Source organism: Actinophytocola glycyrrhizae, from assembly GCF_042653545.1.
GTDB classification, from domain to species: Bacteria; Actinomycetota; Actinomycetes; order Mycobacteriales; family Pseudonocardiaceae; genus Actinophytocola; species Actinophytocola glycyrrhizae.
The window spans coordinates 426,070-448,360 of record NZ_JBHSIS010000006.1; the positions used below are offsets into that span (position 1 = coordinate 426,070).

Here is a 22,291-nt window from a genome sequence, read left to right on the forward strand (position 1 = left end):
GTCTCAGGACTTCCCCTGGGAGACCGCCTCCATGATGTCCAGTGCGGTCCCGAGATCGGGGCAGACCCGGGCCCGGACCCCGTCCGGCACCTCACAGTCCGGCGGGATCAACGCCTTCACGAACCCCAGCCGGGCCGCCTCGGCCAGTCGTGACTTGACCCCGTGCACGCGCCGCACCTCCCCGGCGAGCCCGACCTCCCCCAGCACCACGAGGTCCGGCGGCAACGGCCGCCCGTTGGCCGCCGAGGCGACCGCCAGCGTCAGCGCCAGGTCGGCGGCCGGCTCCTTGATCCGCATCCCGCCCACGGTCGCGACGAACACGTCCTGGTCCGACAGGCGGATCCCGCCGCGCCGCTCCAGCACCGCCAGCGCCATCGCCACCCGCGCCGAGTCCAGGCCCGACACCGCACGCCGCGGCGTGGGCAGCGCCGACCGCGACACGAGCGCCTGGACCTCGCCCACCAGTGGCCGTTTCCCCTCGACGGCAACGGTGACGGCCGTCCCCGGCACCCCCGTCTCGCGCTTGTTCAGGAACAGTCCGGACGGGTCGGCGACCCCGCGGATCCCGTCGTCGACCAGCTCGAAACAGCCGACCTCGTCGGCGGGCCCGAACCGGTTCTTCACGCCGCGCACCAGCCGCAGCGTCGAGTGCCGGTCGCCCTCGAAGTGCAGGACCACGTCCACCAGGTGTTCCAGCACGCGGGGCCCGGCGATCGAGCCGTCCTTGGTGACGTGCCCGACCAGCACCACCGGCAGCCCACGTTCCTTCGCCAGCGCCACCAGCGCGGCGGTCACGGTGCGGACCTGGGTCACCCCGCCCGCCGTGCCCTCGACGGCGGTCGTGGACAGCGTCTGCACCGAGTCGACCACCAGCAGCCCGGGATCCACCTGGTCCACGTGCGCGAGGATCGCCGAGACGTCGCTCTCGGCCGCCAGGTACATGGCGTCGTGCACGTTGCCGGTGCGCTCGGCCCGCAGCCGCACCTGCCCAGCCGACTCCTCACCGGTCACGTACAGCGCGGGCGAGGACGCCCCGTCGCGCGCGGCCCAGCGGAACGCGACCTCCAGCAGGAGTGTGGACTTGCCCACCCCCGGCTCACCGGCCAGCAGCACCACCGCGCCCGGCACCAGCCCGCCGCCGAGCACGCGGTCCAGTTCCGGCACGCCGGTCTGCCTGGCCCTGGCCGCCTCGACGTCCACCTCGCCGATCGGCCGCGCGGGGGCGCTTGGCGCACCGGCCACGATCTTGGCCAGCGCGGCCTTGGGGACCCCGACCTCCTCCAGGGTGCCCCAGGCCTGGCACTCGGGACAACGGCCGTACCACTTGGCCGACTCGTTGCCGCACTCCGCACAGCGCCAGCCGGGTTTCGATCGCACGTTCTTCGCCACGCGGCCAACCTAGAGGGCACCACCGACAAAGACCGAGCGAGTGGCTCAGTGCTCTTCTTCGATGCCCTCTGCCTCGGGCCGCGGGGTGGACGGCGCGCCGACGGGCAGCAGGATGGTGATCGAGCCCGCGTTCGCGAACTCGAACGTCACCGGCACGTTCTTGCCGAACGGCAGGCCAGCGGTCAGCCCGGTGATCACCAGGCTCATGGTCCCGACCACCGGCGCGACGGCCTCGGTGTCGGCGGGCGACCCGGTCGTGGTCACCGAGGACGTCCCGGAACCGGACGTCTCGGACCCGGTCTCGGTGCCGGGTGCCTCGGAACCGGCGGTCTCCGAGGACGGCGACGACTCGGTCGTGGTGGTTGTGGTGGTCGTGGTGGCCGACTCGTTCTCCTCCGGCGGCACGACCGCCAGCGCGGTGCGCGCCGGGATGGCCGGGTTGCCGGTCATCTCGACCTCGCCCGCCGGGCTGGTCACACCGATCAGCTCGTCGCCATCGTTGCCGGAGTTGATGATCGTCAGCTGGAGCGGCGCGTCGTCGCCCTCCTCGTAGGCCTCGCCGCTCTCCGGGAAGACGACCTGGACGTCGCGCAGCGCGAGCGAGCCGAGCTGGCCGCTGTTGCCGTTCACCGCGGGCGGCATCTCGGCGGTCTGGGCGACCTGACCCGCACTGCAGCCGACGATTCCGAGCAGCGCACTGACACCGATCGCCACCGCGGGCACGAGCTTGCGCAGCGGTCGGGTGGTCTGACGGCTCACCATCGCGCGGGTCCTTCCTCGGGCTTGCCTACCTCACGCGGAAGGGTAGCGGGACCGGTCGCGACCACGTCGGAGTGGTCGGGCCCGCGTGTTCGCACCGTCCAATTCGGACAACGGGAAAATCGCCGGCGATCATTGTTCGACATCTTCCGCCGAGCACGGTCCAGTGAGATTTGTCAACCCCGGAGCCGGCCCGCACGTGGCCGCTGACCTGCGGTAACCGATTCCGGGTCCGTTACGGGTCCAGCGCGGCTCGTGTTAAGATGGAGTCAGCGAAAGGGGCAGAGGACACATGGTTTTCAAGGTCGGAGAGACCGTCGTCTACCCGCACCACGGTGCCGCACTCATCGAAGCCATCGAGACCCGTGTGATCAAGGGCGAGGAAAAGAAGTACCTCGTGCTCAAGGTCGCGCAGGGTGACCTCACCGTACGCGTCCCCGCGGACAACGCCGAGATCGTGGGTGTCCGGGACGTCGTCGGCCAGGAGGGTCTCAACCGGGTCTTCGATGTCCTGCGTGCTCCTCACACAGAGGAGCCGACCAACTGGTCCAGGAGGTACAAGGCCAACCTCGAGAAGCTCGCCTCCGGCGACGTGAACAAGGTGGCCGAAGTGGTGCGCGACCTCTGGCGGCGCGAGAAGGATCGCGGCTTGTCCGCCGGTGAGAAGCGCATGTTGGCCAAGGCACGGCAGATCCTGGTCAGCGAGCTGGCATTGGCCGAGGGCACCGACGAGGGCAAGGCCGAGGTCATCCTCGACGAGGTCCTCGCCACGGCCTCGGTCTGATCGTCTGAACAGCAGCACACAACGAGATAACGAGTCCACTGTGACAGTCGCGCTCGTCCCCGCTGCGGGGCGGGGAGAACGCCTCGGTTCAGCCGGACCCAAGGCCATGGTTTCCCTACATGGCTTGCCTTTGGTCGCACATGCCGTGCGTGGCCTGCTCGCAGCGGGCTGCGTGCGGCATGTCGTCGTCGCGGCCCCGGTGGCTCACCAGGCGGAGATGACCGCCGCTCTTTCCGCCTTCGGGCCGGTCTCCGTCGTCCCCGGCGGCGTGGACCGTACCGCGTCCGTGCACCTCGCGTTGCTGGCGGCCATCGAACACGTGCCGGACGCGGGGATCGTGCTCGTGCACGACGCCGCCAGAGCCTTCACCCCGCCCGCCCTTGTGCGATCCGTCACCGAGGCCGTCGCCGCCGGCGCGCAGGCCGTGGTCCCGGTGCTGCCGGTCACGGACACCGTCAAACGCGTCGACACCGACGGCGTGGTGGTCGACACCCCGAGCCGCGCCGACCTGCGCGCGGTGCAGACACCGCAGGGCTTCGCGATCGACGTGCTGCGCCGCGCCTACGAGGCCGCGGACAGCACCGTGCTCTCGGCGACCGACGACGCCGGGCTCGTCGAGCGGATCGGCGTGCCGGTGCACACGGTGCCCGGCGACGTGGCCGCGATGAAGATCACGACGCCGTTCGACCTCGCGGTCGCGGCGGCGGTGTTCGCGCGATGAGAGTCGGCATCGGCACCGACGTGCACCCCGTCGCCCCCGGCCGCGAGTGCTGGATCGCGGGCCTGCGGTGGGACGGCGTCGACGGCTGCGCGGGGCACTCCGACGGTGACGTGGCCGCGCACGCCCTGTGCGACGCGCTCCTGTCCGCTGCCGGGCTCGGCGACCTCGGCGCGGTGTTCGGCACCGGCGACCCGAGGTGGTCCGGTGCGCACGGCGTCGACCTGCTCACCGAGGTCCGCACGCGGGTCGAGGCAGCCGGTTACCTGCTCGGGAACGCGGTCGTGCAGGTCATCGGCAACGCCCCCAAGATCAGCAAGCGCCGCGCGGAGGCGCAGGAGGTGCTGTCGAAGGCCGCGGGCGGCGAGGTCGCGGTGTCGGGCACCACGACCGACGGCCTCGGGCTGACGGGCCGAGGCGAGGGCATTGCGGCAGTTGCCACCGCCTGCCTGATCGCCCGCGACTAACCTGTACCCCTGGTCGGGTCCCTTCCACGAAAGCTGAGCTGTGCCGTGAGCCTCCACCTGTTCGACACCGCGAGCCGGAGTGTGCGGGAGTTCCATCCCGTGCGCAGCGGAACGGCGTCGATCTACGTGTGCGGGCCGACACCGCAGGGACCACCGCACATCGGCCACATGCGGGGCGCCCTGAACTACGACGTGCTGCGCCGGTGGCTCACCCACCAGGGCCTGGACGTCACGCTGGTGCGCAACGTCACCGACATCGACGACAAGATCCTGCGCAGGGCCGCCGAGCACGAGCGGCCGTGGTGGGAGTGGTCGGCGACGTTCGAGCGCCAGTTCGAGGCCGCGTACGACACGCTGGGCTGCCTGCCGGCGTCGATCGCGCCGCGGGCGACCGGGCACGTCACGCAGATGGTCGAGCTGATGCGGCGGCTCATCGACTCGGGGCACGCGTACGCGGCGGCGGGCGACGTGTACTTCGACGTGCGCTCCTACCCCGAGTACGGCCGGCTGTCCGGGCAGAGGCCCGACGAGGTGCAGCAGGGCGAGTCCGCGGCCGAGGGCAAGCGGGACCCGCGGGACTTCACGCTGTGGAAGGGCGCGCGGCCGGATGAGCCGTCGTGGCCGACGCCGTGGGGTCCCGGCCGTCCCGGCTGGCACCTGGAGTGCTCGGCGATGGCGCTGACCTACCTCGGCGCGGAGTTCGACGTGCACGGCGGCGGGCACGACCTCGTGTTCCCGCACCACGAGAACGAGCTGGCGCAGTCCCGTGCCGCGGGCGACGTGTTCGCGCGGTTCTGGATGCACAACGGGATCGTCGGCATGGCGGGCGAGAAGATGTCGAAGTCGCTCGGCAACGTCGTGTCGATCCCGGCGCTGACCGAGAGGTACCGGCCGCAGGAGCTGCGCTACCACCTGGTCGCGCCGCACTACCGGTCCACGATCGAGTTCTCCGAGGCGGCGCTCGAGGAGTCGGTGCGCGCCTACCAGCGGGTCGAGTCGTTCGTGCAGCGGGTCGGCGGCCGGGTCGGCGCGGTGCCGCTCGGTGAGCCGGGCGCCGAGTTCGCCGCCGCCATGGACGACGACCTCGGCACGCCCGCCGCGGTCGCGGTGGTGCACAACACCGTGCGGCGGGGCTTCACCGCGCTGGACGGCGGCGACGAGCAGGGCGCGCTGGCGGCCGCCGCGACCGTGCGCGGGCAGCTGGCCGTGCTGGGTCTCGACCCGCTCGCCTTGACGTCGTCCACAGTGGACGACAGGGCGGGCGGTGCGCTGGCCGCGCTCGTCGGCGAGCTGCTCGACCAGCGGCAGCAGGCCCGCGCCGCCAGGGACTTCGCGACCGCCGACTCGGTGCGCGACCGCCTGCTGGCCGCGGGCATCACCGTCGAGGACACCCCCGACGGTCCACAGTGGACTTTGAAGGACGGCTGAACCGGTGGCGGGGAACTCGAGGCGCAAGGGCGCCATGCGCAAACCTGGGACGAAGAAGGGCGCGGTCGCCGGTTCCGGCGGCCAGAAGTCGAAGGGCCTGGAGGGCAAGGGCCCGACGCCGCGCGCGACCAAGCGGCCCGGCCACCCCGCGCAGCGGAAGGCCGTCGCGCAGCAGAAGGCACAGCAGCGCCGCGCGGCCGCGAAGGACAAGCCGACGGCCGAGCTGGTCGCGGGCCGCAACCCGGTGGTCGAGTGCCTGCGCGCGATGGTGCCGACGACTGCGCTGTACGTGCAGATCGGTGTCGACGCCGACGAGCGGGTGACCGAGGCGGTGCGGCTGGCCGCGGACCGGGGGATCTCGGTGCTGGAGGTCAGCAAGCCGGAGCTGGACCGGCTCACGGGCGGCGCGCTGCACCAGGGCCTGTCGCTGCAGATGCCGCCGTTCGAGTACGCCCACCCCGACGAGCTGCTGGAAGTGGCGAGGGAGTCGGTGGAGCCTGCGCTGCTGGTGGCGCTGGACGGGGTCACGGACCCACGCAACCTGGGTGCGGTGATCCGTTCGGCGGCCGCGTTCGGTGCCGACGGGGTGCTGCTCCCCCAGCGCCGCAGCGCGGGCATCACGGCCGTGGCGTGGCGGACGTCGGCGGGCACGGCGGCGAAGATCCCGGTCGCGGTGGCGACGAACCTGACGCGGACGCTGCGCCAGTACGCGGCGGAGGGCCTGATGGTGGTGGGCCTGGACGCCGACGGGACGATCTCGGTGGACGAGCTGTCGCTGGCGACGTCCCCGCTGGTCGTGGTGGTCGGCTCGGAGGGCAGGGGGCTTTCGCGGCTGGTCCGCGAGGCGTGCGACGAGACGGTGTCCATCCCGATGTCGGCAGGCGTGGAGTCGCTGAACGCGTCGGTGGCGGCGGGTGTGGTGCTGGCGGAGGTGTCCCGGCGACGACGGGCGGCGGGCCGCACGTAGCGCCCTCGCGGCGGTTCGTTCGGGTTCGGGGGAGGTCGAGGCGTGTCGTTCGCCAGCCCGTTGTTCCTGTGGATCTTCCTGCCGCTGGTGCTCGGCGCGCTCCTGCTCGCGCCGAGACACTGGCGCAACGGCATCGTCGCCGTCTTCTCGCTGGTCTTCTACGCCGTCGGCGCGGGCCCGACCACCCTGTTGTTGCTGCTGACGATGGTCGTGAACTTCGTCGCGGGCCAGAACCTGGAGCCGGACGAGTGGGCACTGGCCGCGCGACGCAAACGGGTCGTGCTGATCTCGGCGATCACGTTCAACGTGGCGTCACTGGTGGTGTGGAAGTACGCAGGCTTCCTCACCGAGCAGCTCGACGGGTTCGCGCAGCTGTTCGGCGGCGACTTCCCGATCACGCACCTGGTGCTGCCGATCGGCATCTCCTTCTACACGTTCCACAACATCTCCTACGTCGTGGACATCTACCGGGGCGAACGCCCGGCGCTGCGCAGACCGGTCGCGTTCGTCACCTACATCTCGATGTTCCCGCAGCTGGTGGCCGGCCCGATCGTCCGGTACCGCGAGATCGCCGACCAGCTCCCGCAGGAACGCACCCACCGCCTGGACGACATCGCGGCGGGCTTCCCCAGGTTCGCGCTGGGGCTGTGCAAGAAAGTCATCATCGCGGACTCACTGAGCCCACTGGTGGAGGCGTGTTTTTCCACCCCGGGCGACGAGATGACGTTCGCGATCGCGTGGCTGGGCGCCATCACCTACACGTTGCAGCTGTACTTCGACTTCTCCGGCTACTCGGACATGGCGATCGGCCTGGGCAGGATGCTGGGCTTCCGCCTCCCGGAGAACTTCGCCCGCCCGTACTCGTCGGTGACGGTGACGGAGTTCTGGCGCCGCTGGCACATGTCACTGTCCCGCTGGTTCCGCGACTACGTCTACATCCCGCTGGGCGGCAACCGCCACGGCGCGGCCAAGACGTACCGCAACCTGTTCATCGTGTTCGTACTGACCGGCTTCTGGCACGGCGCGAACTGGACCTACCTGGTATGGGGCCTGTACCACGGCGCCCTGCTGATCATCGAACGCGGCTTCCACACCGACAGCACCCCCACCGCCCGGGCCCGCAGGCTGGCCCGCCGCACGCTGACCATCGCCCTGGTGGTCGTGGGCTGGGTCTTCTTCCGCGCCACCGACCTGCCCCAGGCCCTGACGATGATCGGCCACATGCTGCTGCCCGACTTCACGGGCCTGACCGAACTGGTCGGCGAGGCGTTCACCAACCAGCGCCTGGTGATCCTGCTGTGCGCCATGGCGATCGTGTTCCTGCCCGCCCACCCGGTGACGGGCCCACTACTGGAGTCCTCACGCAGCAAACCCGCCACCATCCTCCGCGTCACCGTGATGACCGTCGGCCTCCTGTACGCCGCCATCCTGGTCGCCACCGGCACCTTCAGCCCATTCCTCTACTACCAGTTCTGACGCCCGGGCCGAGTCGTCCTCGCAGCTGCGCTCGATCATGCCGCTGACCTGCGTGAACACTGCTCGACGTTTCTCGTCGACTCTCGCCGCTCCCCGACCTCTGACGGCCTGGAGACGGCCTGATCTTGGTCCGAGCTGCCTGCACTCCCCCGTTCTCCCGTACAGGCCATCACGCAGCGACAGGGTGTCGACGTCAAGAGTGGTTCTGCAGTACCAACCGGAGACCCGCAGGAGTCGGTCGGCGCGAATGTGACTGGCCACAAGTCGAGCTACGAATGACATCCACACCACTGAAGCCAAGGCAAGATGACGTTACGTGATCGATCAGCGACAAAAGGTGGCGCTTGGCGGTCCGCCAAGCCAGTCTCCATCTGTCAGTATGTGCCCATGAGTGATGACCTTGTCGCCACCCTGGGCACAGAGGAGACGCCTGGCCTTGAGTTCAAGGAGTCTGCGAAGGACACCAAGGCGATCCGTCAAGCCATCTGCGCTTTTGCCAATGATCTGCCTAACCTAGGTGGCGGCGACTTGTTGGTGGGCGTAACCGATAAGGGAATCGCTCTGGACGACGTTGACACCTCAGATAGAACGCAGCTGGCTCTGTCAGATATTCGCGACAGCGGCAAGATTATTGATCGGCCCTCCATGGTCGTCAGTAAGGCGGTCTTTCGAGGCAAGCATGTTATTCACATACACGTCGAGGCATCGAGCACACCGCCAGTGCGACTTGACGGAGTTGTATGGGTCCGGCCAGGCCCCACAACTCGGCGCGCAACACGCGACGATGAGCGCGTATTGTCTGAGCGACGCAGATATCGCGATAGTCCGTTCGATTCTCGACCGGCATTTGACACAAGCATCGAAGATATTGATATGCTGCGCTTCAGAAGCGACGTGTTACCAGCATTCGTTTCACCCGAGGTACTGGAGGAGAACGGTCGTCCAGTAGAAATGCAGCTCGCATCTATCCGGATAACCGATGCGGAACGAACGCCGACAAATATGGGATTACTCCTGGTCGGACTCAATCCAAGCGGATTCATTCCGGGCGCGTATCTTCAGTTTATTCGCTACTCCGGACTCGATGTAGATGCTCCAGTAATCGATGCACAGGAGCTACGAGGTAATATACTCGATTCCGTAGATCGACTGCAGTCAATGCTACTGGGACACCTGCACACCTCAATTCAAGCAACCAGCGCCTTTGCGGAGAAGGATCGCCCTGAGTACCCGATTGAAGCACTACGCGAAGCTTGCCTGAATGCTGTCATTCATAGAAATTATGAGTCTTCGAACGCGCCGATCCGGATCGCCTGGTTCGATGATCGGATCGAAATAACCAACCCAGGTGGCCCTTACGGGTCAGTGCGCGCTGACAACTTCGATCGAATAAACGACTACAGAAACCCGTCACTCGCTGGAGCCATGAAAGAACTGGGTTTCGTAAACCGGTTTGGACGCGGCATCGGCCGGATTCAAGCGGCCCTCAAACGCAATGGTAACCCTCTCGCTGAATTCCTTGTCGATGAGTCGTCATGGATGGTTTCGATCCGGAGGGCGTCTTGATTTCACTTGCGTTGTTCAACAATAAAGGTGGTGTGGGTAAAACAACACTCACATATCACCTTGCCCACATGTTTCAAAGACTTGGCCTCAACGTCCTCGCGGTGGATCTCGACCCGCAGTCCAATCTCACCGCCGCCTTCTTGTCCGAAGACGATCTGGCAGCCCTGTGGAACGAGGTCGAGTCACCCGCCTGGAAGGAGCGACAACAGAAGTTGTCTGTTTCTCCTTCTCGGGTGTCACCAGGGGCCGGCACAGTTGCCCAGTCGGTCCAGCCGATTATGGATGGCACCGGAGATATCGAGCACTTTACGCCTATTCGGATCACAGAAGGACTGTCCCTGCTGTCCGGTGACCTGGAACTCAGCGCTTTCGAGGAGAAACTCTCCGATGCTTGGCCGCGCAGCTTTCCGGGGAAGGACCTGGCCGCGATACGCACCACGACAGCCTTCTTCCGCATCATAGATCAGGCTGCCAAAGACACTCGGGCTGACTTGGTTCTCATAGACGTCGGACCCAACCTTGGTGCGATAAATCGAGCCGCCTTGCTCGCCGCGGATGCGGTTCTAATGCCCCTCGCCGCCGATTTGTTCTCACTTCGAGGACTCCGAAATCTGGGGCCAACATTGCGCGAGTGGCGATCTACGTGGCAAGACACAGTTCTGCCGAAAGTGCCCCTGGAAATTTTGGCCCCAGAGGGGAGGATGACGCCCCTCGGCTATGTGATTATGCAACCCACCATGCGCCTGGACCGCCCGGTCAAGGCCTATCGTCGATGGCTCGAACGTATACCGAGCGTCTTCGAGACGGCTGTTCTAGGGCGAGAGAATCAGACCTTTCCTGGAGATCAGTATGAAATATCTACGCTCAAGAACTACCAGAGTTTGATGCCGCTGGCACATGACGCTCGGAAACCTATGTTCGACTTGCGTTCTGCCGATGGAGCGATCGGAAGCACACAGGCTTATGTGCAGCGTTGCTACACTGACTTCAAGGTTCTCGCCGAGAAGATTGCTGACAGGTTGAATCGACTTGACAATCGCCGGTTTCCTCACTTGTCGATCCAGTGAGGGCGAATTTCGGTCCTGACGCTCTGGCCGCTCCCTCCGGTGCGGGACGTGACCACTGTTAGTGTCCGCCGGTGGCTGACGAGATCACGATCAACCTCTCCCCGGACCAGGCACTGGTCCTGTCCCACTGGCTCGACGAGGTCATGGGCACGCGCGAGTTCGACTCGGTCGTGAACCGGGACAGGGCTGTGTGGTCACCTCTGCACCGCATCTCCGGGACGCTGGAGAAGACCCTCCCGGAGATCTTCGCTCCGGACTACTCGGCGCGGCTGGGGACCGCTCGTACGCGGCTGCTGCGCGAGGTTGGTGACGTCGGCGAACCTGCCGAGGACGAGTGACCGACGGCGATACGAGCACCCGTGTGCCAGTGATCGATATTTCTTTGCCGAGCGTTGTCGATCTGGGCGGGTGGTCTACGACGCACGGCGAGGACGCGGATCAACCGACCTGAAGGAGAAGCCATGCGCACCCTGATCACCACCGCCTTCGTCTCGCTCGACGGGGTCATCGAGGCGCCCGGTGGGGAGCCGGGCCACCGTAGTTCCGGGTGGACGTTCAAGGACGTCGAGTTCGTGCCGGCGGCCTACGAGCTCAAGAGCCGCGAGCAGGACGAGGCCGCCGCGATGATGATGGGCCGGGTCAGCTACGAGGCGTTCAGCCCGGTGTGGCCGACGATGACCGAGGACTTCGCCGGGTACAACGTGATGCCCAAGTACGTCGTGTCGACGACCCTGCGTGACGAGGACCTCGTCGACAACTGGGGCGAGACCACCATCCTGCGCTCGACGGACGACGTCGCGGCGCTGAAGGAGACCGAGGGCGGCCCGATCATCGTCCACGGCAGCGCCGCGCTGAACCGCGGCCTCTCCGACGCCGGCCTGATCGACCGCTACCACCTGCTGGTGTTCCCCGTCCTGCTCGGCGCGGGCAAGCGCCTGTTCAGCGCCGCCGACGCCGACAAGCGGATGCTCACGGTGCTCGAGAGCGAGACCTACTCCAACGGCATCCAGAAGCTCGTCTACGACGTCGTCCGCTGATCACGTGAAGGCGGCCCGCGTTGTGCCCGGCCCACTCGGCGAACGAGCGGGCCGGTCGGACCGCTAGTGCAGGAACAGGAAAACCTGCAGCTCGCCGATGATCGCGCCGATCACGGCGCCCACCGCGATCAGTTTCCACTCGTCCTGCCGGAACGCCGGGCGCAGCAGTGCCTCGTACTCGACCCTGGTCAGTCTGCGCATCTTCGTCGCGATGGTGTCGCGGATGTCCAGTGCCTCGGTCGCGTAGCGTTCCGCGGTCAGCATCGTCGTCGGGAGGTAGCGGATCGCGCGGTCCGCCGCCGACTTCTTCAGCTCCGCGAACCGGTGCGCGCCGACCACCGGGCGGGCCAGGCCCGCCTGCTCGTCGATCGCCTCCTCGACGGTTTCCCGCACCATCTCGCGGAGCCGGTCCGCCTTCGGGCCGGACAGCACGGCGGCCACGAGGTTCGGCACGGTCATCACGTCGCGGGCGATGACCGCCGCGTACTGCTTCGCCACCTCGTCGCGCCTGCGCTGGAACACGCCCTGCAGTGGCAACACGCCCAGGATCTTCCTGCGCTCACGCGGGAAGAACACGAGCTTGATCGCCAGCCAGTCGGTGCACCAGCCGATCGCGGCGCCGAAGAGCGGCATCACGATCGGGTCCTTCGTCAACGCCCAGACGGCCGTCTGCACCAGCCCCAGAACGAGTCCGAAGTAGATACCGCAGCGCGCGATGAACGCCATCTCCGGCCGGGAGATGTCGCGGATCAGCTTGAGCAGCAGGCGTTTGTCGCGGTGCAGTGCGGTCACGGCGGCCTGCTTGATGTCGAGGAACTCGCCGACGTTCTCGCTCAGCACCGCCATGACCCTCGCGACGAGGTCGGGGATCCCGGCCTGCACGCGCTTGATCGCCATCTCCTGCGCGATCGGCGGCAGCTTCTGCCACAGGCCGTGCCGCGCCATGACCTCGCGGGTGATCTCGTCGGCCGCGAGCATCAGCGGCAGCTCCAGCTCCTTGGCGAGCCGCGCGGGGTCGATGCGGCCGAAGATCTCCTTCGGGTCGACGAGCTTCGCGGTCAGCAGGTCGGCGGCGACCGCGATCATGCGTTCGGAGTTGCGCGGCACGACGCCCTGCCAGCCCAGGTAGGGCGGGATGCCGACGAAGTCGAGCGGCCGGAACATCATCTCGATGGCCGCGCGTTTGGTGAGGTAGCCGATGACCGCCGCGATCACGGGCATGGACAGGTAGATCTGCCAGTGCGCGAGGAAGTCGTCGACGACGGGGTTGGCCATAGCGCCGCCAGTATCGCCGACTCAGCCGTCCACCTGCGACTTCAGCGCGGCGCGCCGCGCCGGTGTCAGCGCGCGGGCACCGGCGCCGGGACCACCGCGACCCCGCGTGCCGACCGTCCCCGCACCCGGCTGATCGTCCAGCACGTCAGGTAGATCAGGAACGAGATGGCGGTGACGAACGCGCTCACCGGCGCGCCGGGCGCCAGCGACAGGATGAACCCGCCGAGTGCCGCCGTCTCCGCGAACACCACCGCCAGCACCGTCGCGCGCACCGGGCTCGCCGTCACCCTCGCCGCCGCGGCCGCCGGGGTGATCATGAGCGCGAGCACCAGCAGCGCGCCGACCGTCTGCACGCCCAGCGCCGTCGCGACGCCGACCAGTACCGCGAACACGACCGACAGCCCGCCGACCGGCACGCCGCGGGCCTTCGCCACGTCCGGGTCCACCGACGCGAACAGCAGCGGCCGGTAGATCACCAGCAGCACCAGCATGACCGCGATCCCGCACGCCGACAGCAGCGCCACCGACGCGAAGTCCACGCCGACGATCTGGCCGACCAGCAGGCCGAACTTGTTGCTCGCGCGGCCCGGGTAGAACCACAGCAGCAGCACCCCGACACCGAGGCCGAACGACAGCACCGCGCCGATCACCGAGTCGTGTTCCGAACTGCGGCGCGACAGCAGGCCCAGCACCAGCGCGGCGACCACCGCGCCCGCGAGCGCGCCGTGGCCGACGTGGATGCCGAGCAGCAGGGCCGCCGCGCCGCCCGTGAACGACAGCTCGGCCGTCCCGTGCACCGCGAACGCCATGTTCCTGCTCACGATCAGCGGCCCGAGGACCCCGGCCAGCAGGCCCAGGATGGCCGCCGCCACCAGCGCCGCCTGCACGTACGGCAGCGCGAGCAGGCGGCCCATCAGCTCGAGGTCGAACAGCTTGTCCATCAGGCCGGTTCCTCGTGCAGGTGGTGGGGCTGGTCCTCGCACAGTCCGCTCTGCGCGCCGACCACGTGGATCTGTCCGTGCACCCGCACCACGTCGATCTTCGTGCGGTACAGCTCGGACAGCGTCGCCGAGTTCATCACCTCGTCCGGCCCGCCGATCCGGAAGCGGCCCTCCACGAGGTACAGGACGCGGTCGACCAGCGGCAGCACCGGGTTGATCTCGTGCGTGACGAACAGGACGGCGGTGTCGGCGGCGCGGCGGCGCTGGTCGATCAGCGAGCTGACCACCTGCTGGTTCGCGAGGTCGAGCGACAGCAGCGGCTCGTCGCACAGCAGCACGTCCGGGTCGCTCACCAGCGCCTGCGCCACCCGCAGCCGCTGCTGCTCACCACCGGACAGCTGGGCGACCGGCGCCCTCGCGAACGCCTCCGCGCCGACCTCGGCGATTGCCTGGTCGACCCGCTCCCGCCGCTGCCGGATCCGGGTGACCCCGGTGCCCCAACGGTGGCCGTCCAGGCCGAGGCCGACCAGGTCGCGGCCGCGGACCGGGGCGTCGATGGCCCGTTGCTGCGGGATGTACCCGATCCTCTTGTTGCCACGCCCCGGCGGCTCGCCCGCGATCCGCGCGGTGCCCGACGACAGCGCCTGCAATCCGAGCAGGACGCGGAGCAGGCTCGTCTTGCCGGACCCGTTCGGGCCAAGCACCGCGACGAACTCGCCCGGCTCGATGTCGAGGTTCAGGCCGGACCACAGGACGCGGTCGCCGTAGCCGAGCGTCGCGTCGCGGAGCGAGACCGCGGGTGCGTGTCCGTCCATCAGGCCACCGCGGTTGCCAGGGCGTCCACCTGGTTGGTCATCCACTCAACGTAGTCGGTCACGCCGGGTGGCAGCGTCTCACTCACGTTCACGATCGGTACCCCGGCGGTCTTCGCCGCGTCGTTGAGCTGGCCGGTCACGTTCGTCTCGGTCTGGTCGTTGTTGACCAGCGCCACGACCTGCTTGCCCGACACCAGGTCCATGGTGTCGGCGACGGCGGCGATCGGCGGGTCGGTCTCCTCCTCGATGGCCTCCGCGAACTCCGGCGGGGTCACGTCGGTCAGGCCGGCGGCGTCGAGCAGGTACTTCGCGACGGGCTCGGTCGCGACGACCTTGCCGTCGGTGATGGCGTCGGCCTTCGTGGCAACCTCGTCGAGCCTGGCGTCGAACGCGTCGGCGTTGGCGGCGTAGGTGTCCTTGTTGTCCGGGTCGACCGCGCCCAGTTCGGCCGCGACCCTGTCGGCGACCTTCCTGACGGTGTCGAGGTCGTACCAGACGTGCTCGTTCTCACCCTCCGGCAGCCCGGACTCGTCGTAGGCGACGACCTGCTTGGCGTCCGCGCCCGCCGCGTCGACGAGCTTGGTGAAGAAGTCGTCGTAGCCGCCGCCGTTGTAGACGACGACGTCGGCGTCGGTGAGCAGCGTCGCGTCCTCGGGCTTGTCCGCGTAGGAATGCGGGTCGGCGGACGGGTCGTCGATGAGGGAGCGGACGCTGACGTCGTCACCGCCGACGGCCGCGGCCACGCTGCCCCACACGTTGGTCGACGCGACGACGGCGATCTTCCCGTCCGCCGTCGCGTCGCTGGTCCCGCCGCCGCAGCCCGCGGCCACCAGGGCGACCGCGGTGACCGCGAGTGGTAGGGCGCTTCTCATGGCGTTCCTCCGAACTACTCATGCACATCACGCTATAGGTAATGGAAACCGTTTTCGACTACTGCAAGTCGACTATACGACTGGAAATTCCGGGCGCGTCAGCCGACCGGGTGAGAAGTGCCACCAGATGCGGTGAAGGCGACGTGCGCCGCCGGACTTCTGCTTGTGCTTCTGAACCGTTACGGTCAGCACATGGCGAGGCCTATGCACGTTCGTCGGCCGGCGACACTGGCGTCGCTGGCCGCGGAACTCGGCGTTTCGCGGACCACCGTGTCGAACGCCTACAACCGGCCTGACCAGCTCTCGCCGGAGCTGCGCAGACGGGTACTGGAGACCGCACGCCGGCTGGGTTACCCCGGCCCGGACCCGGTCGCGCGGTCGTTGCGCACGCGCAAGGCGGGCGCGGTCGGACTCCTGCTGACCGAGAACCTGTCCTACGCGTTCCGCGACCCGGCGGCACTCGGTTTCCTCGAGGGCCTCGCGCTGGCGTGCGAAGGCGCCGGCCAGGGCCTGCACCTGGTGCCGGTGAACCCGGAACGCGAGGACGTCACCGCCGTCCACAGTGCCGGTGTGGACGGTTTCGTCGTGTACTCCGTGCCCGACGACGACCCGCACCTCGCCGCGGTGCTGTCCCGCCCGGTGCCGACGGTGGTGTGCGACCAGCCGAGGGTCGAGGGCGTCGACCTCGTCGGCATCGACGACCACGCGGCCATCGCGCAACTCGCCGGGCGGCTCATCAGCATCGGCCACCGCAACATCGGCGTGCTGTGCATGCGGCTGGCACGCGACCGCAACGACGGCTTCGCGGCCGTCTCACGGCAGCGGACCGCGCACTTCCACGTGCAGCGGGCCAGGCTGACGGCACTGGCCGAGTCGTTCGAGACGGTGGGCGTGGACTGGGCGCGGGTCCCGGTCGTGGAACGCTTCGACCACTCGATCGGCAGCGGCGAGTCGGCGGCCGCACAACTACTGGACGCGAACCCCGAGGTCACGGCACTGATCTGCACGTCGGACATCCTGGCGCTCGGCGCACTGAACGAAGCCAAGCGCCGCGGTCTGCGCGTGCCGCAGGACCTCACGGTGACCGGTTTCGACGGGATCGTCGAGGCGGAACGGGTCGGCCTGACGACGATCCGGCAGCCGGTGCTGGAGAAAGGCCGCGCGGCCGGGAAGCTGCTGCTCGCCGCAGCGGAACACAGCAAGCCGAGGCACATCACGCTGGACACGGAACTGGTCGTCGGCACCACGTCGGCGCCACCCCGGACCACCGAAGAACGCTGGTTCGGCCCGTAACCGCAGTTGTCCACAGCCGTCCTGGTTATCCACAGTTGGGCTTGCGGGCCTTGTCTTGTCGGTGGGGCCCGGTAGACTGGCATGGCGGGACGCCCCCGGGTTCGGGTGGGGGTTGCGTTCCGGGCGGTTCGCGGCTTTCGTTGTGGGTTTGTCCTCGCCGGACGGCAGGTCTCGGGGGTGGCGGGGGGCTGGTTGGCGCGGTTGGGTTCGGGTCTGCCTGCCATCCCGTCGGGGTTGCGTGGACAGGTTCCCGCTTCGCGGGGTCGGGCGCGGAGCGCCCTGGCTTTGGTGCCGTGGAAGGCGCGTTGACGGCGTGGCAATGCCCTGAAAGGCGCGTTCAGGGCGCTGGGCGTCCTGAACGGCCCATTGACGGCACTTGTGCCGTGCACGCGCCTTTCGGGACACCGGTGGGTGGACGTGGTGCCTCGCTTCGCGAGGCCAGGCATCACCCCTGCGGGGGTCTTACGTCAGCACCAGCTGTGTCGGTGTGCCTGTCAACGTGCCCAGCTTGCCGACCACCTGGTACGTCCCCGCTGGCACCGTCTCGCGGTCCACCGGGCAGCCGGGCTCGGAGGTCCGGCCCGCCCAGTTGACCGAGAACTCCACCGGCTTGTTCGGTGACAGCAGCCGCACGTCCTGGTCCGGTGGGCCATAGCAGTCGTTGCTCGACCACAGTCGGGTGCCGTCCGCGCCGAGGACCAGAATCTCCCGCAGTTTGTGGCTCACGTCCCTGGTGCACGGGACCGGGCCCGTGTTGACGATCCGCAGCTTCAGCAGCGGACGCGTGCCGACCGGGTACGACGCCACGGCCGGTGTCGCGAGCACCTTCATCACCGGATCGGGGCACGCGGTCGGCGGGGCGGGTGGGGCCGTGGTGGTGGTGACGACCGGGGGTGTGGTGGGTTGCGGCGCCTCTGCGGCCGACGTCGGTCCTTCGCTGCCGGGGCTCGCGGTGACCGAACCGCGTGGATCGTCCTGGCCGGGGCTCGACGGGGGCGCGGACGGCCGGTCCGACGTGCTTCCCACGGTGCTCGTCGCCGCCGAGCCGCCCAGGTCCGCCGTGTTCGCCGTGCCCTGCACCGGGTTCTGGTCGTCGGCTTCGACCAGGCCGCCGATGAGCCAGGCCAGCAGCACCACAGCGAGCGCGCAGACGACGGCCGCGAACGCGCGGCGGCGCCAGTACACGGACTGGGGCAGCGGACCGGTCGGCTCGATCATGACCCTGACGGTAACCCCGCATTACCGTAGGTGCTTGGATCTTCCATGGCCCCGATAGTGGGATATTTTCGCAGGTAGTGCGCACGGAGAGTTGTTGGCGACGACACCTTGCCCCGGCCCGCGACCCTTGCTCCAATTGGTGATCGAGTTGGGTTCCAGTGCGTGACCGCAAAGTGGCACGGTGAGACACGGGAGTTGACGAATGACCGCTATCGACGATCTCCTGCACCGGCACGCGACCGGCGCCGACATCGGTGCGCCCGAGGTCCCCACGCCGGTACCTTCGCTGCACCTGGCCGTCGTGACCTGCATGGACGCGCGCATCAAGGTGTTCGACGTGTTCGGGCTGCGCCACGGCGAGGTGCACATCATGCGCAACGCGGGCGGGGTGGTCACCGACGACGTGATCCGGTCGCTCGCGATCAGCCAGCGCAAGCTCGAGACCCGCGAGGTCATCGTCATGCAGCACACCTCGTGCGGCCTTTCGATGATCACCGAGGACGAGTTCAAGGACGAGCTGGAGCAGGACACGAAGCTGCGGCCGCCGTGGGCGATCGAGGCGTTCCGCGAGGTCAAGGACAGTGTGCGGCAGTCGGTGGAGCGGGTGCGGCGCAGCCCGTTCGTGCCGTACCGCGAGCACGTCCGCGGGTTCGTCTACGACGTGCGGAACGCGGAGCTGACCGAGGTCATTTAGCATCGTGAGGCAATGAGCCTCGACGTGCGTGTGCTGACCGACTGGTTCGCCGAGCAGGCAAGGGACCTGCCCTGGCGCGAGCCGGACTGCTCGGCGTGGGGTGTGCTGGTCAGCGAGATCATGTTGCAGCAGACCCCGGTGGCGCGTGTCGAACCGTCGTGGCACGAGTGGATGGCGCGCTGGCCGCTGCCCTCCGCGCTCGCCGCCGCCACCCCGGCCGACGTGCTCCGCGCGTGGGGCAAGCTCGGCTACCCGCGTCGCGCGCTGCGGTTGCGGGACGCGGCGACGGTGATCGCCGCGGAGCACGGCGACGTCGTGCCGTCCGACGTGGACACCCTGCTGGCGCTGCCCGGCATCGGCGCGTACACCGCGCGTGCGGTCGCCGCGTTCGCCTACCGCAGGCGCTGCCCGGTCGTGGACACCAACGTACGGCGCGTCATCGCCCGCGCCGTGCACGGCGCGGGCGACGCGGGGCCCGCGTCGAACACGCGTGACATGGCCGACGCGGAGAAGCTGCTGCCCGCCGACGACGAGCAGGCGGCGCGGATGTCCGCCGCGCTGATGGAGCTGGGCGCGATCGTGTGCACGGCACGCAACCCGCGCTGCGCCGACTGCCCGGTGTACGACACGTGCGCGTGGCAGCTGGCCGGGAAACCGGCGTACAACGGGCCGGCCAAACCCGTGCAGAAGTTCGCAGGCACGGACCGCCAGGTGCGCGGTCTGCTGCTGGACGTCCTGCGGGACACCTCGACCCCGGTCCCCAAGACCCGACTGGACATCGTCTGGTCCGACGCCGGGCAGCGGGACCGATGTCTCGACTCGCTGCTGGTGGACGGCCTGGTCGAACAGACCGCCGACGGCTTGTTCGCGTTACCCGGAGAGCACTGAGCGGAGCTTGCGGAGCGAGCATCGCTACTGGCGGAGCCGACATCTCTGCCGACAATCGCCAACCAAATTCTCTGGCAATTGGGGAACTCTTGTCTTCAGGTAACGGCGGCGCTACGTTCGAAATGCCAGTCACCGATCTGGGCCGAACGGCCCCTAGTCGAGGGAGATCGAGATGGCCGTATCCCGCCGTGCCTTGTTGAGGGGCGGCTTCACCGTCACAGCCATGGGCGTTCTCGGCGCGTCGACAGCACCGATCGCCGTCGGTGCGGTCGACGCGAAAGCCGTGGAGCGGCCGCGCATCCACACCTGCACCGAGTGGGGCGCGCGACCACCGAACGGCACCATCACCGTCCTGAACCGCAAACCGACCTACATCGTCGTCCACCACACCGCGGGCGGTAACTCGTCCGACCTGTCGCTGGCGCACGCCTACCAGATCTCGCGGAGCATCCAGAACTTCCACGTGGACGGCCGTGGCTGGGTGGACTCCGGCCAGCAGCTGACCAACAGCCGGGGCGGCCACGTCACCGAGGGCCGCCACCGCAGCGTCGAGATCCTCGACGGCGGCACCCGGCACGTGCAGGGCGCGAACGTGGGCAACCACAACAGCGAGGTCATCGGCATCGAGAACGAGGGCCTGTACTCCACTGTGGACGTCACGCCGCAGCTGTGGACCTCGCTGGTGCGGTTGGTGGCCTACATCGCGCAGTCGTACGGGATCTCGCCGGACATGATCCGGGGACACCGCGACTTCAACGCCACCGAATGCCCCGGCCAGGTGCTGTACCAGCGCCTGCCCGAGCTGATCTCCGCCGTCCGGGCCATGCTCGGCACCGCACCCGTGTCGCCGGCAGGGGCCCGGCTTTCCTGGCCCCTGCTCAAGCCGGGCGAGCAGAGCGACAAAGTCCTTGCCGCGCAACACCTCCTGCGGGCCCGTGGCGTGGACCTCAGGGCGGACGGCGTGTTCGGTGACGCGACCTTCGCCGCGGTGGCGCGGCTCGCGACCGAGAACGGGGTGGCGTACGAACCCTGCTACGCCAGCCGGACCGCGGACGAGAGCGGCTACCTCGGCGTCACCACGTGGCCGCTGCTGGTCCGCACCGTGCAGGCCGGGGACAGCGGTGAGGCCGCGAAGGCGGCGCGGGTGCTGATGTCCGCGCGCGGGCAGCGGTTCGCCACCGTCGACACCCCGACCTGGCAGCGGCTCCTGGCCTGACACCTGGCACCCTGCGTGCATGGCGCAGGCGCTGGAGTTCCACTTCGACGGCGACGCGGACGCCGCCGTCCGAGGACTGTGGCGGAGGCTGGCGGACAACGGCGTTCCCGACGCCGTCCCCAGCCCCGCCACGGCACCGCACGTCACCTTCGCGGCCGCGGGCACGATCCCCGCCGCCACCCGCGCCGCGCTGCGCGAGGACCTGCGGCTGCTGTCGATCCCGTCGCTGTGGCTGTCGTTCCTGACCGCCGCCGACGACGAGCTGGCACTGACCGCGGTCGTCGACACCGAACTGCTCGCCGTCCACTCCGCGGTCCACGACGTGCTGGCGAAACGGGTGAAACAGCCGGTCGCGCGGTATCTGCCCGGTTCGTGGATGCCGCACTGCGTGCTCGCCCGCGACCTCGACCCGGCTCGGATGACGGCGGCCTTCGCCGCGCTTCACCCGACAGGGTCCATCAAGGCAAGGATCACCGAGATCGTGGTCGTCGACACCCACACGGGCGAGACCGACGTCCTGCGCGATCTGGAGGACAGGTCGTGAGCGAGGAACTGGTCCGGCCCACCTCGACGCAGCCGAACCTCCCCGGCCACCGCGACACCCCGCCCGACCTGCCGCGTTCCCTGCGCCGCCGCTAACGCCCGAGCACGCCGGACAGGAAAGCCTCGACCGCGCCCCGGTACACGGCGGGCTGGTCGTGGTGCACGACGTGCCCGGCGCCGTCGACCACCAGGTGACACACCTCGCCGCCTGCCCGCTGCGGAAGGTCGGCCATCTGCCCTGGCGGCATGGCGCTGTGCTCGGCCTCGATCGCCAGCATCGGGCAGCGGACCTTCTCGACGAACGGCCAGTAGTCGCGGCGGCCCCACTCGTTCGCGATCTCGTACAGGTCATCGAGGTCGGCGATCAGGTGGTAGCCGTCGGCGCGCTCCTCGACGCATTCGGTGAACCAGTCGCCGAGGTCGCCGAAGAACTCCCGCACGTGCGCCAGTGATCGGAACGGCACCGGCCACGACTCGAAGTACGCCTTCCACGGGTCGACGGTCTTACCGCGCTGGTCGGGGGCGATGTCCTCGACGACGACCGCGCGGACCAGGTCCGGGTGGGTGGCGGCGAGGCACCACGCGTGCAGCCCGCCCATCGAGTGCCCGACGACGACCGACGGGCCGAGGTCGGCAAGCACCTCGGCGGCGTCGTCGACGAAGTCCTCGGTGCGCCAGCCGCCGCCCCGGTGCGGGCTGCGGCCGTGGCCCCGCGCGTCGAGGCCGACGACCCGGCCGTAGGTGGTCAGCCACTTCGCGACCGGCCACCAGGTGGTCGCGCGGCCCATGAGGCCGTGGAGCAGCAGGATGCCGGGGCCTTGTCCGCCGAACTCGACGATGTGCACCCCTGATGTGATACACCGATCCAACCCACGCAT

At 68.8% G+C, this 22,291-nt stretch carries 23 protein-coding genes; 15 read left to right on the forward strand and 8 right to left on the reverse strand.

What is annotated here, in order from left to right:
* Nucleotides 1-3 precede the first annotated feature (3 nt).
* A complete protein-coding gene (gene radA, locus ACFPCV_RS12755; RefSeq protein ID WP_378056321.1) occupies nt 4-1,389 on the reverse strand; it encodes a DNA repair protein RadA in 1,386 nt (461 codons plus the stop codon).
* A 45-nt stretch (nt 1,390-1,434) separates the two neighbouring features.
* Nucleotides 1,435-2,151, reverse strand: coding sequence for a hypothetical protein (locus ACFPCV_RS12760; RefSeq protein ID WP_378056322.1), 717 nt, complete (start codon nt 2,149-2,151; stop codon nt 1,435-1,437).
* Between the two features lie 289 nt (nt 2,152-2,440).
* Here ACFPCV_RS12760 and ACFPCV_RS12765 point away from each other — a divergent pair, with 289 nt between their 5' ends.
* From ACFPCV_RS12765 to ACFPCV_RS12810, 10 genes are all read left to right on the forward strand, one after another.
* The gene (locus tag ACFPCV_RS12765) at nt 2,441-2,932 is read left to right on the forward strand and encodes a CarD family transcriptional regulator (RefSeq protein ID WP_075129788.1); all 492 of its coding nucleotides are present in this window, start codon (nt 2,441-2,443) and stop codon (nt 2,930-2,932) included.
* Nucleotides 2,933-2,972: 40 nt separating this feature from the next.
* The gene (gene ispD, locus ACFPCV_RS12770) at nt 2,973-3,653 is read left to right on the forward strand and encodes a 2-C-methyl-D-erythritol 4-phosphate cytidylyltransferase (protein ID WP_378056323.1); all 681 of its coding nucleotides are present in this window, start codon (nt 2,973-2,975) and stop codon (nt 3,651-3,653) included.
* Nucleotides 3,650-4,117 carry a 2-C-methyl-D-erythritol 2,4-cyclodiphosphate synthase gene (ispF, locus tag ACFPCV_RS12775; RefSeq protein WP_378056325.1) on the forward strand — a complete coding sequence of 156 codons (468 nt, stop codon included), beginning with the start codon at nt 3,650-3,652 and terminating at the stop codon, nt 4,115-4,117. Before ispD ends, ispF begins: the two co-directional genes overlap by 4 nt.
* 45 nt (nt 4,118-4,162) lie before the next feature.
* Nucleotides 4,163-5,545 (forward strand): cysteine--tRNA ligase, encoded by a 1,383-nt coding sequence (gene cysS / locus ACFPCV_RS12780; protein ID WP_378056326.1) that lies wholly within the window; start codon nt 4,163-4,165, stop codon nt 5,543-5,545.
* Nucleotides 5,546-5,549: 4 nt separating this feature from the next.
* Nucleotides 5,550-6,512 carry a 23S rRNA (guanosine(2251)-2'-O)-methyltransferase RlmB gene (gene rlmB, locus ACFPCV_RS12785; RefSeq protein WP_378056327.1) on the forward strand — a complete coding sequence of 321 codons (963 nt, stop codon included), beginning with the start codon at nt 5,550-5,552 and terminating at the stop codon, nt 6,510-6,512.
* Between the two features lie 42 nt (nt 6,513-6,554).
* Nucleotides 6,555-7,988: an MBOAT family O-acyltransferase gene (locus ACFPCV_RS12790; RefSeq protein WP_378056328.1), complete on the forward strand. Its 1,434-nt coding sequence runs from the start codon at nt 6,555-6,557 to the stop codon at nt 7,986-7,988.
* Between the two features lie 387 nt (nt 7,989-8,375).
* The gene (locus tag ACFPCV_RS12795) at nt 8,376-9,554 is read left to right on the forward strand and encodes an ATP-binding protein (RefSeq protein WP_378056329.1); all 1,179 of its coding nucleotides are present in this window, start codon (nt 8,376-8,378) and stop codon (nt 9,552-9,554) included.
* Complete coding sequence (locus ACFPCV_RS12800; protein ID WP_378056330.1) at nt 9,524-10,621, forward strand: ParA family protein; 1,098 nt, start codon at nt 9,524-9,526, stop codon at nt 10,619-10,621. The genes ACFPCV_RS12795 and ACFPCV_RS12800 overlap by 31 nt, the downstream gene beginning before the upstream one ends.
* 71 nt (nt 10,622-10,692) lie before the next feature.
* Nucleotides 10,693-10,959, forward strand: coding sequence for a hypothetical protein (locus ACFPCV_RS12805; RefSeq protein ID WP_378056331.1), 267 nt, complete (start codon nt 10,693-10,695; stop codon nt 10,957-10,959).
* A gap of 123 nt (nt 10,960-11,082) precedes the next feature.
* On the forward strand, nt 11,083-11,658 hold the full coding sequence (locus ACFPCV_RS12810; RefSeq protein ID WP_378056332.1) for a dihydrofolate reductase family protein: 576 nt from the start codon (nt 11,083-11,085) through the stop codon (nt 11,656-11,658).
* A 63-nt stretch (nt 11,659-11,721) separates the two neighbouring features.
* On the opposite strand, the gene ACFPCV_RS12815 is transcribed toward ACFPCV_RS12810, so the two are convergent.
* From ACFPCV_RS12815 to ACFPCV_RS12830, 4 genes are all read right to left on the reverse strand, one after another.
* Nucleotides 11,722-12,933, reverse strand: a complete 1,212-nt coding sequence (locus ACFPCV_RS12815; RefSeq protein ID WP_378056333.1) for a DUF445 domain-containing protein — start codon at nt 12,931-12,933, stop codon at nt 11,722-11,724.
* Between the two features lie 65 nt (nt 12,934-12,998).
* Complete coding sequence (locus ACFPCV_RS12820) at nt 12,999-13,874, reverse strand: metal ABC transporter permease (RefSeq protein ID WP_378056334.1); 876 nt, start codon at nt 13,872-13,874, stop codon at nt 12,999-13,001.
* The gene (locus tag ACFPCV_RS12825; protein WP_378056335.1) at nt 13,874-14,689 is read right to left on the reverse strand and encodes a metal ABC transporter ATP-binding protein; all 816 of its coding nucleotides are present in this window, start codon (nt 14,687-14,689) and stop codon (nt 13,874-13,876) included. Before ACFPCV_RS12825 ends, ACFPCV_RS12820 begins: the two co-directional genes overlap by 1 nt.
* Nucleotides 14,689-15,561 (reverse strand): metal ABC transporter solute-binding protein, Zn/Mn family, encoded by an 873-nt coding sequence (locus ACFPCV_RS12830; RefSeq protein WP_378056336.1) that lies wholly within the window; start codon nt 15,559-15,561, stop codon nt 14,689-14,691. The genes ACFPCV_RS12825 and ACFPCV_RS12830 overlap by 1 nt, the downstream gene beginning before the upstream one ends.
* A gap of 192 nt (nt 15,562-15,753) precedes the next feature.
* Here ACFPCV_RS12830 and ACFPCV_RS12835 point away from each other — a divergent pair, with 192 nt between their 5' ends.
* Complete coding sequence (locus tag ACFPCV_RS12835; RefSeq protein ID WP_378056337.1) at nt 15,754-16,854, forward strand: LacI family DNA-binding transcriptional regulator; 1,101 nt, start codon at nt 15,754-15,756, stop codon at nt 16,852-16,854.
* 462 nt (nt 16,855-17,316) lie between these two features.
* On the opposite strand, the gene ACFPCV_RS12840 is transcribed toward ACFPCV_RS12835, so the two are convergent.
* On the reverse strand, nt 17,317-18,072 hold the full coding sequence (locus ACFPCV_RS12840; RefSeq protein WP_378056338.1) for a hypothetical protein: 756 nt from the start codon (nt 18,070-18,072) through the stop codon (nt 17,317-17,319).
* Between the two features lie 202 nt (nt 18,073-18,274).
* Between ACFPCV_RS12840 and ACFPCV_RS12845 the strand changes: the two genes are divergently transcribed.
* From ACFPCV_RS12845 to ACFPCV_RS12860, 4 genes are all read left to right on the forward strand, one after another.
* Nucleotides 18,275-18,766, forward strand: a complete 492-nt coding sequence (locus ACFPCV_RS12845; protein ID WP_378056339.1) for a beta-class carbonic anhydrase — start codon at nt 18,275-18,277, stop codon at nt 18,764-18,766.
* Between the two features lie 12 nt (nt 18,767-18,778).
* Nucleotides 18,779-19,654, forward strand: coding sequence for an HhH-GPD family protein (locus ACFPCV_RS12850; protein WP_378056340.1), 876 nt, complete (start codon nt 18,779-18,781; stop codon nt 19,652-19,654).
* A 223-nt stretch (nt 19,655-19,877) separates the two neighbouring features.
* On the forward strand, nt 19,878-20,870 hold the full coding sequence (locus ACFPCV_RS12855) for a peptidoglycan recognition protein family protein (protein WP_378056341.1): 993 nt from the start codon (nt 19,878-19,880) through the stop codon (nt 20,868-20,870).
* A 19-nt stretch (nt 20,871-20,889) separates the two neighbouring features.
* The gene (locus ACFPCV_RS12860; protein WP_378056342.1) at nt 20,890-21,414 is read left to right on the forward strand and encodes a 2'-5' RNA ligase family protein; all 525 of its coding nucleotides are present in this window, start codon (nt 20,890-20,892) and stop codon (nt 21,412-21,414) included.
* A 91-nt stretch (nt 21,415-21,505) separates the two neighbouring features.
* Here the strand turns inward: ACFPCV_RS12860 and ACFPCV_RS12865 are convergent, their stop codons facing one another.
* Nucleotides 21,506-22,258 (reverse strand): alpha/beta fold hydrolase, encoded by a 753-nt coding sequence (locus ACFPCV_RS12865; protein ID WP_378056343.1) that lies wholly within the window; start codon nt 22,256-22,258, stop codon nt 21,506-21,508.
* Nucleotides 22,259-22,291 lie beyond the last annotated feature (33 nt).

Bases quoted from the DNA above. Each gene is read 5' to 3' on its own strand.
- ACFPCV_RS12760 (WP_378056322.1), bottom strand. From the start codon at position 2,151: ATGGTGAGCCGTCAGACCACCCGACCGCTGCGCAAGCTCGTGCCCGCG.
- ACFPCV_RS12765 (WP_075129788.1), top strand. From the start codon at position 2,441: ATGGTTTTCAAGGTCGGAGAGACCGTCGTCTACCCGCACCACGGTGCC.
- ispF (WP_378056325.1), top strand. From the start codon at position 3,650: ATGAGAGTCGGCATCGGCACCGACGTGCACCCCGTCGCCCCCGGCCGC.
- ACFPCV_RS12795 (WP_378056329.1), top strand. From the start codon at position 8,376: ATGAGTGATGACCTTGTCGCCACCCTGGGCACAGAGGAGACGCCTGGC.
- ACFPCV_RS12800 (WP_378056330.1), top strand. From the start codon at position 9,524: ATGGATGGTTTCGATCCGGAGGGCGTCTTGATTTCACTTGCGTTGTTC.
- ACFPCV_RS12810 (WP_378056332.1), top strand. From the start codon at position 11,083: ATGCGCACCCTGATCACCACCGCCTTCGTCTCGCTCGACGGGGTCATC.
- ACFPCV_RS12815 (WP_378056333.1), bottom strand. From the start codon at position 12,933: ATGGCCAACCCCGTCGTCGACGACTTCCTCGCGCACTGGCAGATCTAC.
- ACFPCV_RS12820 (WP_378056334.1), bottom strand. From the start codon at position 13,874: ATGGACAAGCTGTTCGACCTCGAGCTGATGGGCCGCCTGCTCGCGCTG.
- ACFPCV_RS12825 (WP_378056335.1), bottom strand. From the start codon at position 14,689: ATGGACGGACACGCACCCGCGGTCTCGCTCCGCGACGCGACGCTCGGC.
- ACFPCV_RS12830 (WP_378056336.1), bottom strand. From the start codon at position 15,561: ATGAGAAGCGCCCTACCACTCGCGGTCACCGCGGTCGCCCTGGTGGCC.
- ACFPCV_RS12835 (WP_378056337.1), top strand. From the start codon at position 15,754: ATGGCGAGGCCTATGCACGTTCGTCGGCCGGCGACACTGGCGTCGCTG.
- ACFPCV_RS12840 (WP_378056338.1), bottom strand. From the start codon at position 18,072: ATGATCGAGCCGACCGGTCCGCTGCCCCAGTCCGTGTACTGGCGCCGC.
- ACFPCV_RS12845 (WP_378056339.1), top strand. From the start codon at position 18,275: ATGACCGCTATCGACGATCTCCTGCACCGGCACGCGACCGGCGCCGAC.
- ACFPCV_RS12850 (WP_378056340.1), top strand. From the start codon at position 18,779: ATGAGCCTCGACGTGCGTGTGCTGACCGACTGGTTCGCCGAGCAGGCA.
- ACFPCV_RS12855 (WP_378056341.1), top strand. From the start codon at position 19,878: ATGGGCGTTCTCGGCGCGTCGACAGCACCGATCGCCGTCGGTGCGGTC.
- ACFPCV_RS12860 (WP_378056342.1), top strand. From the start codon at position 20,890: ATGGCGCAGGCGCTGGAGTTCCACTTCGACGGCGACGCGGACGCCGCC.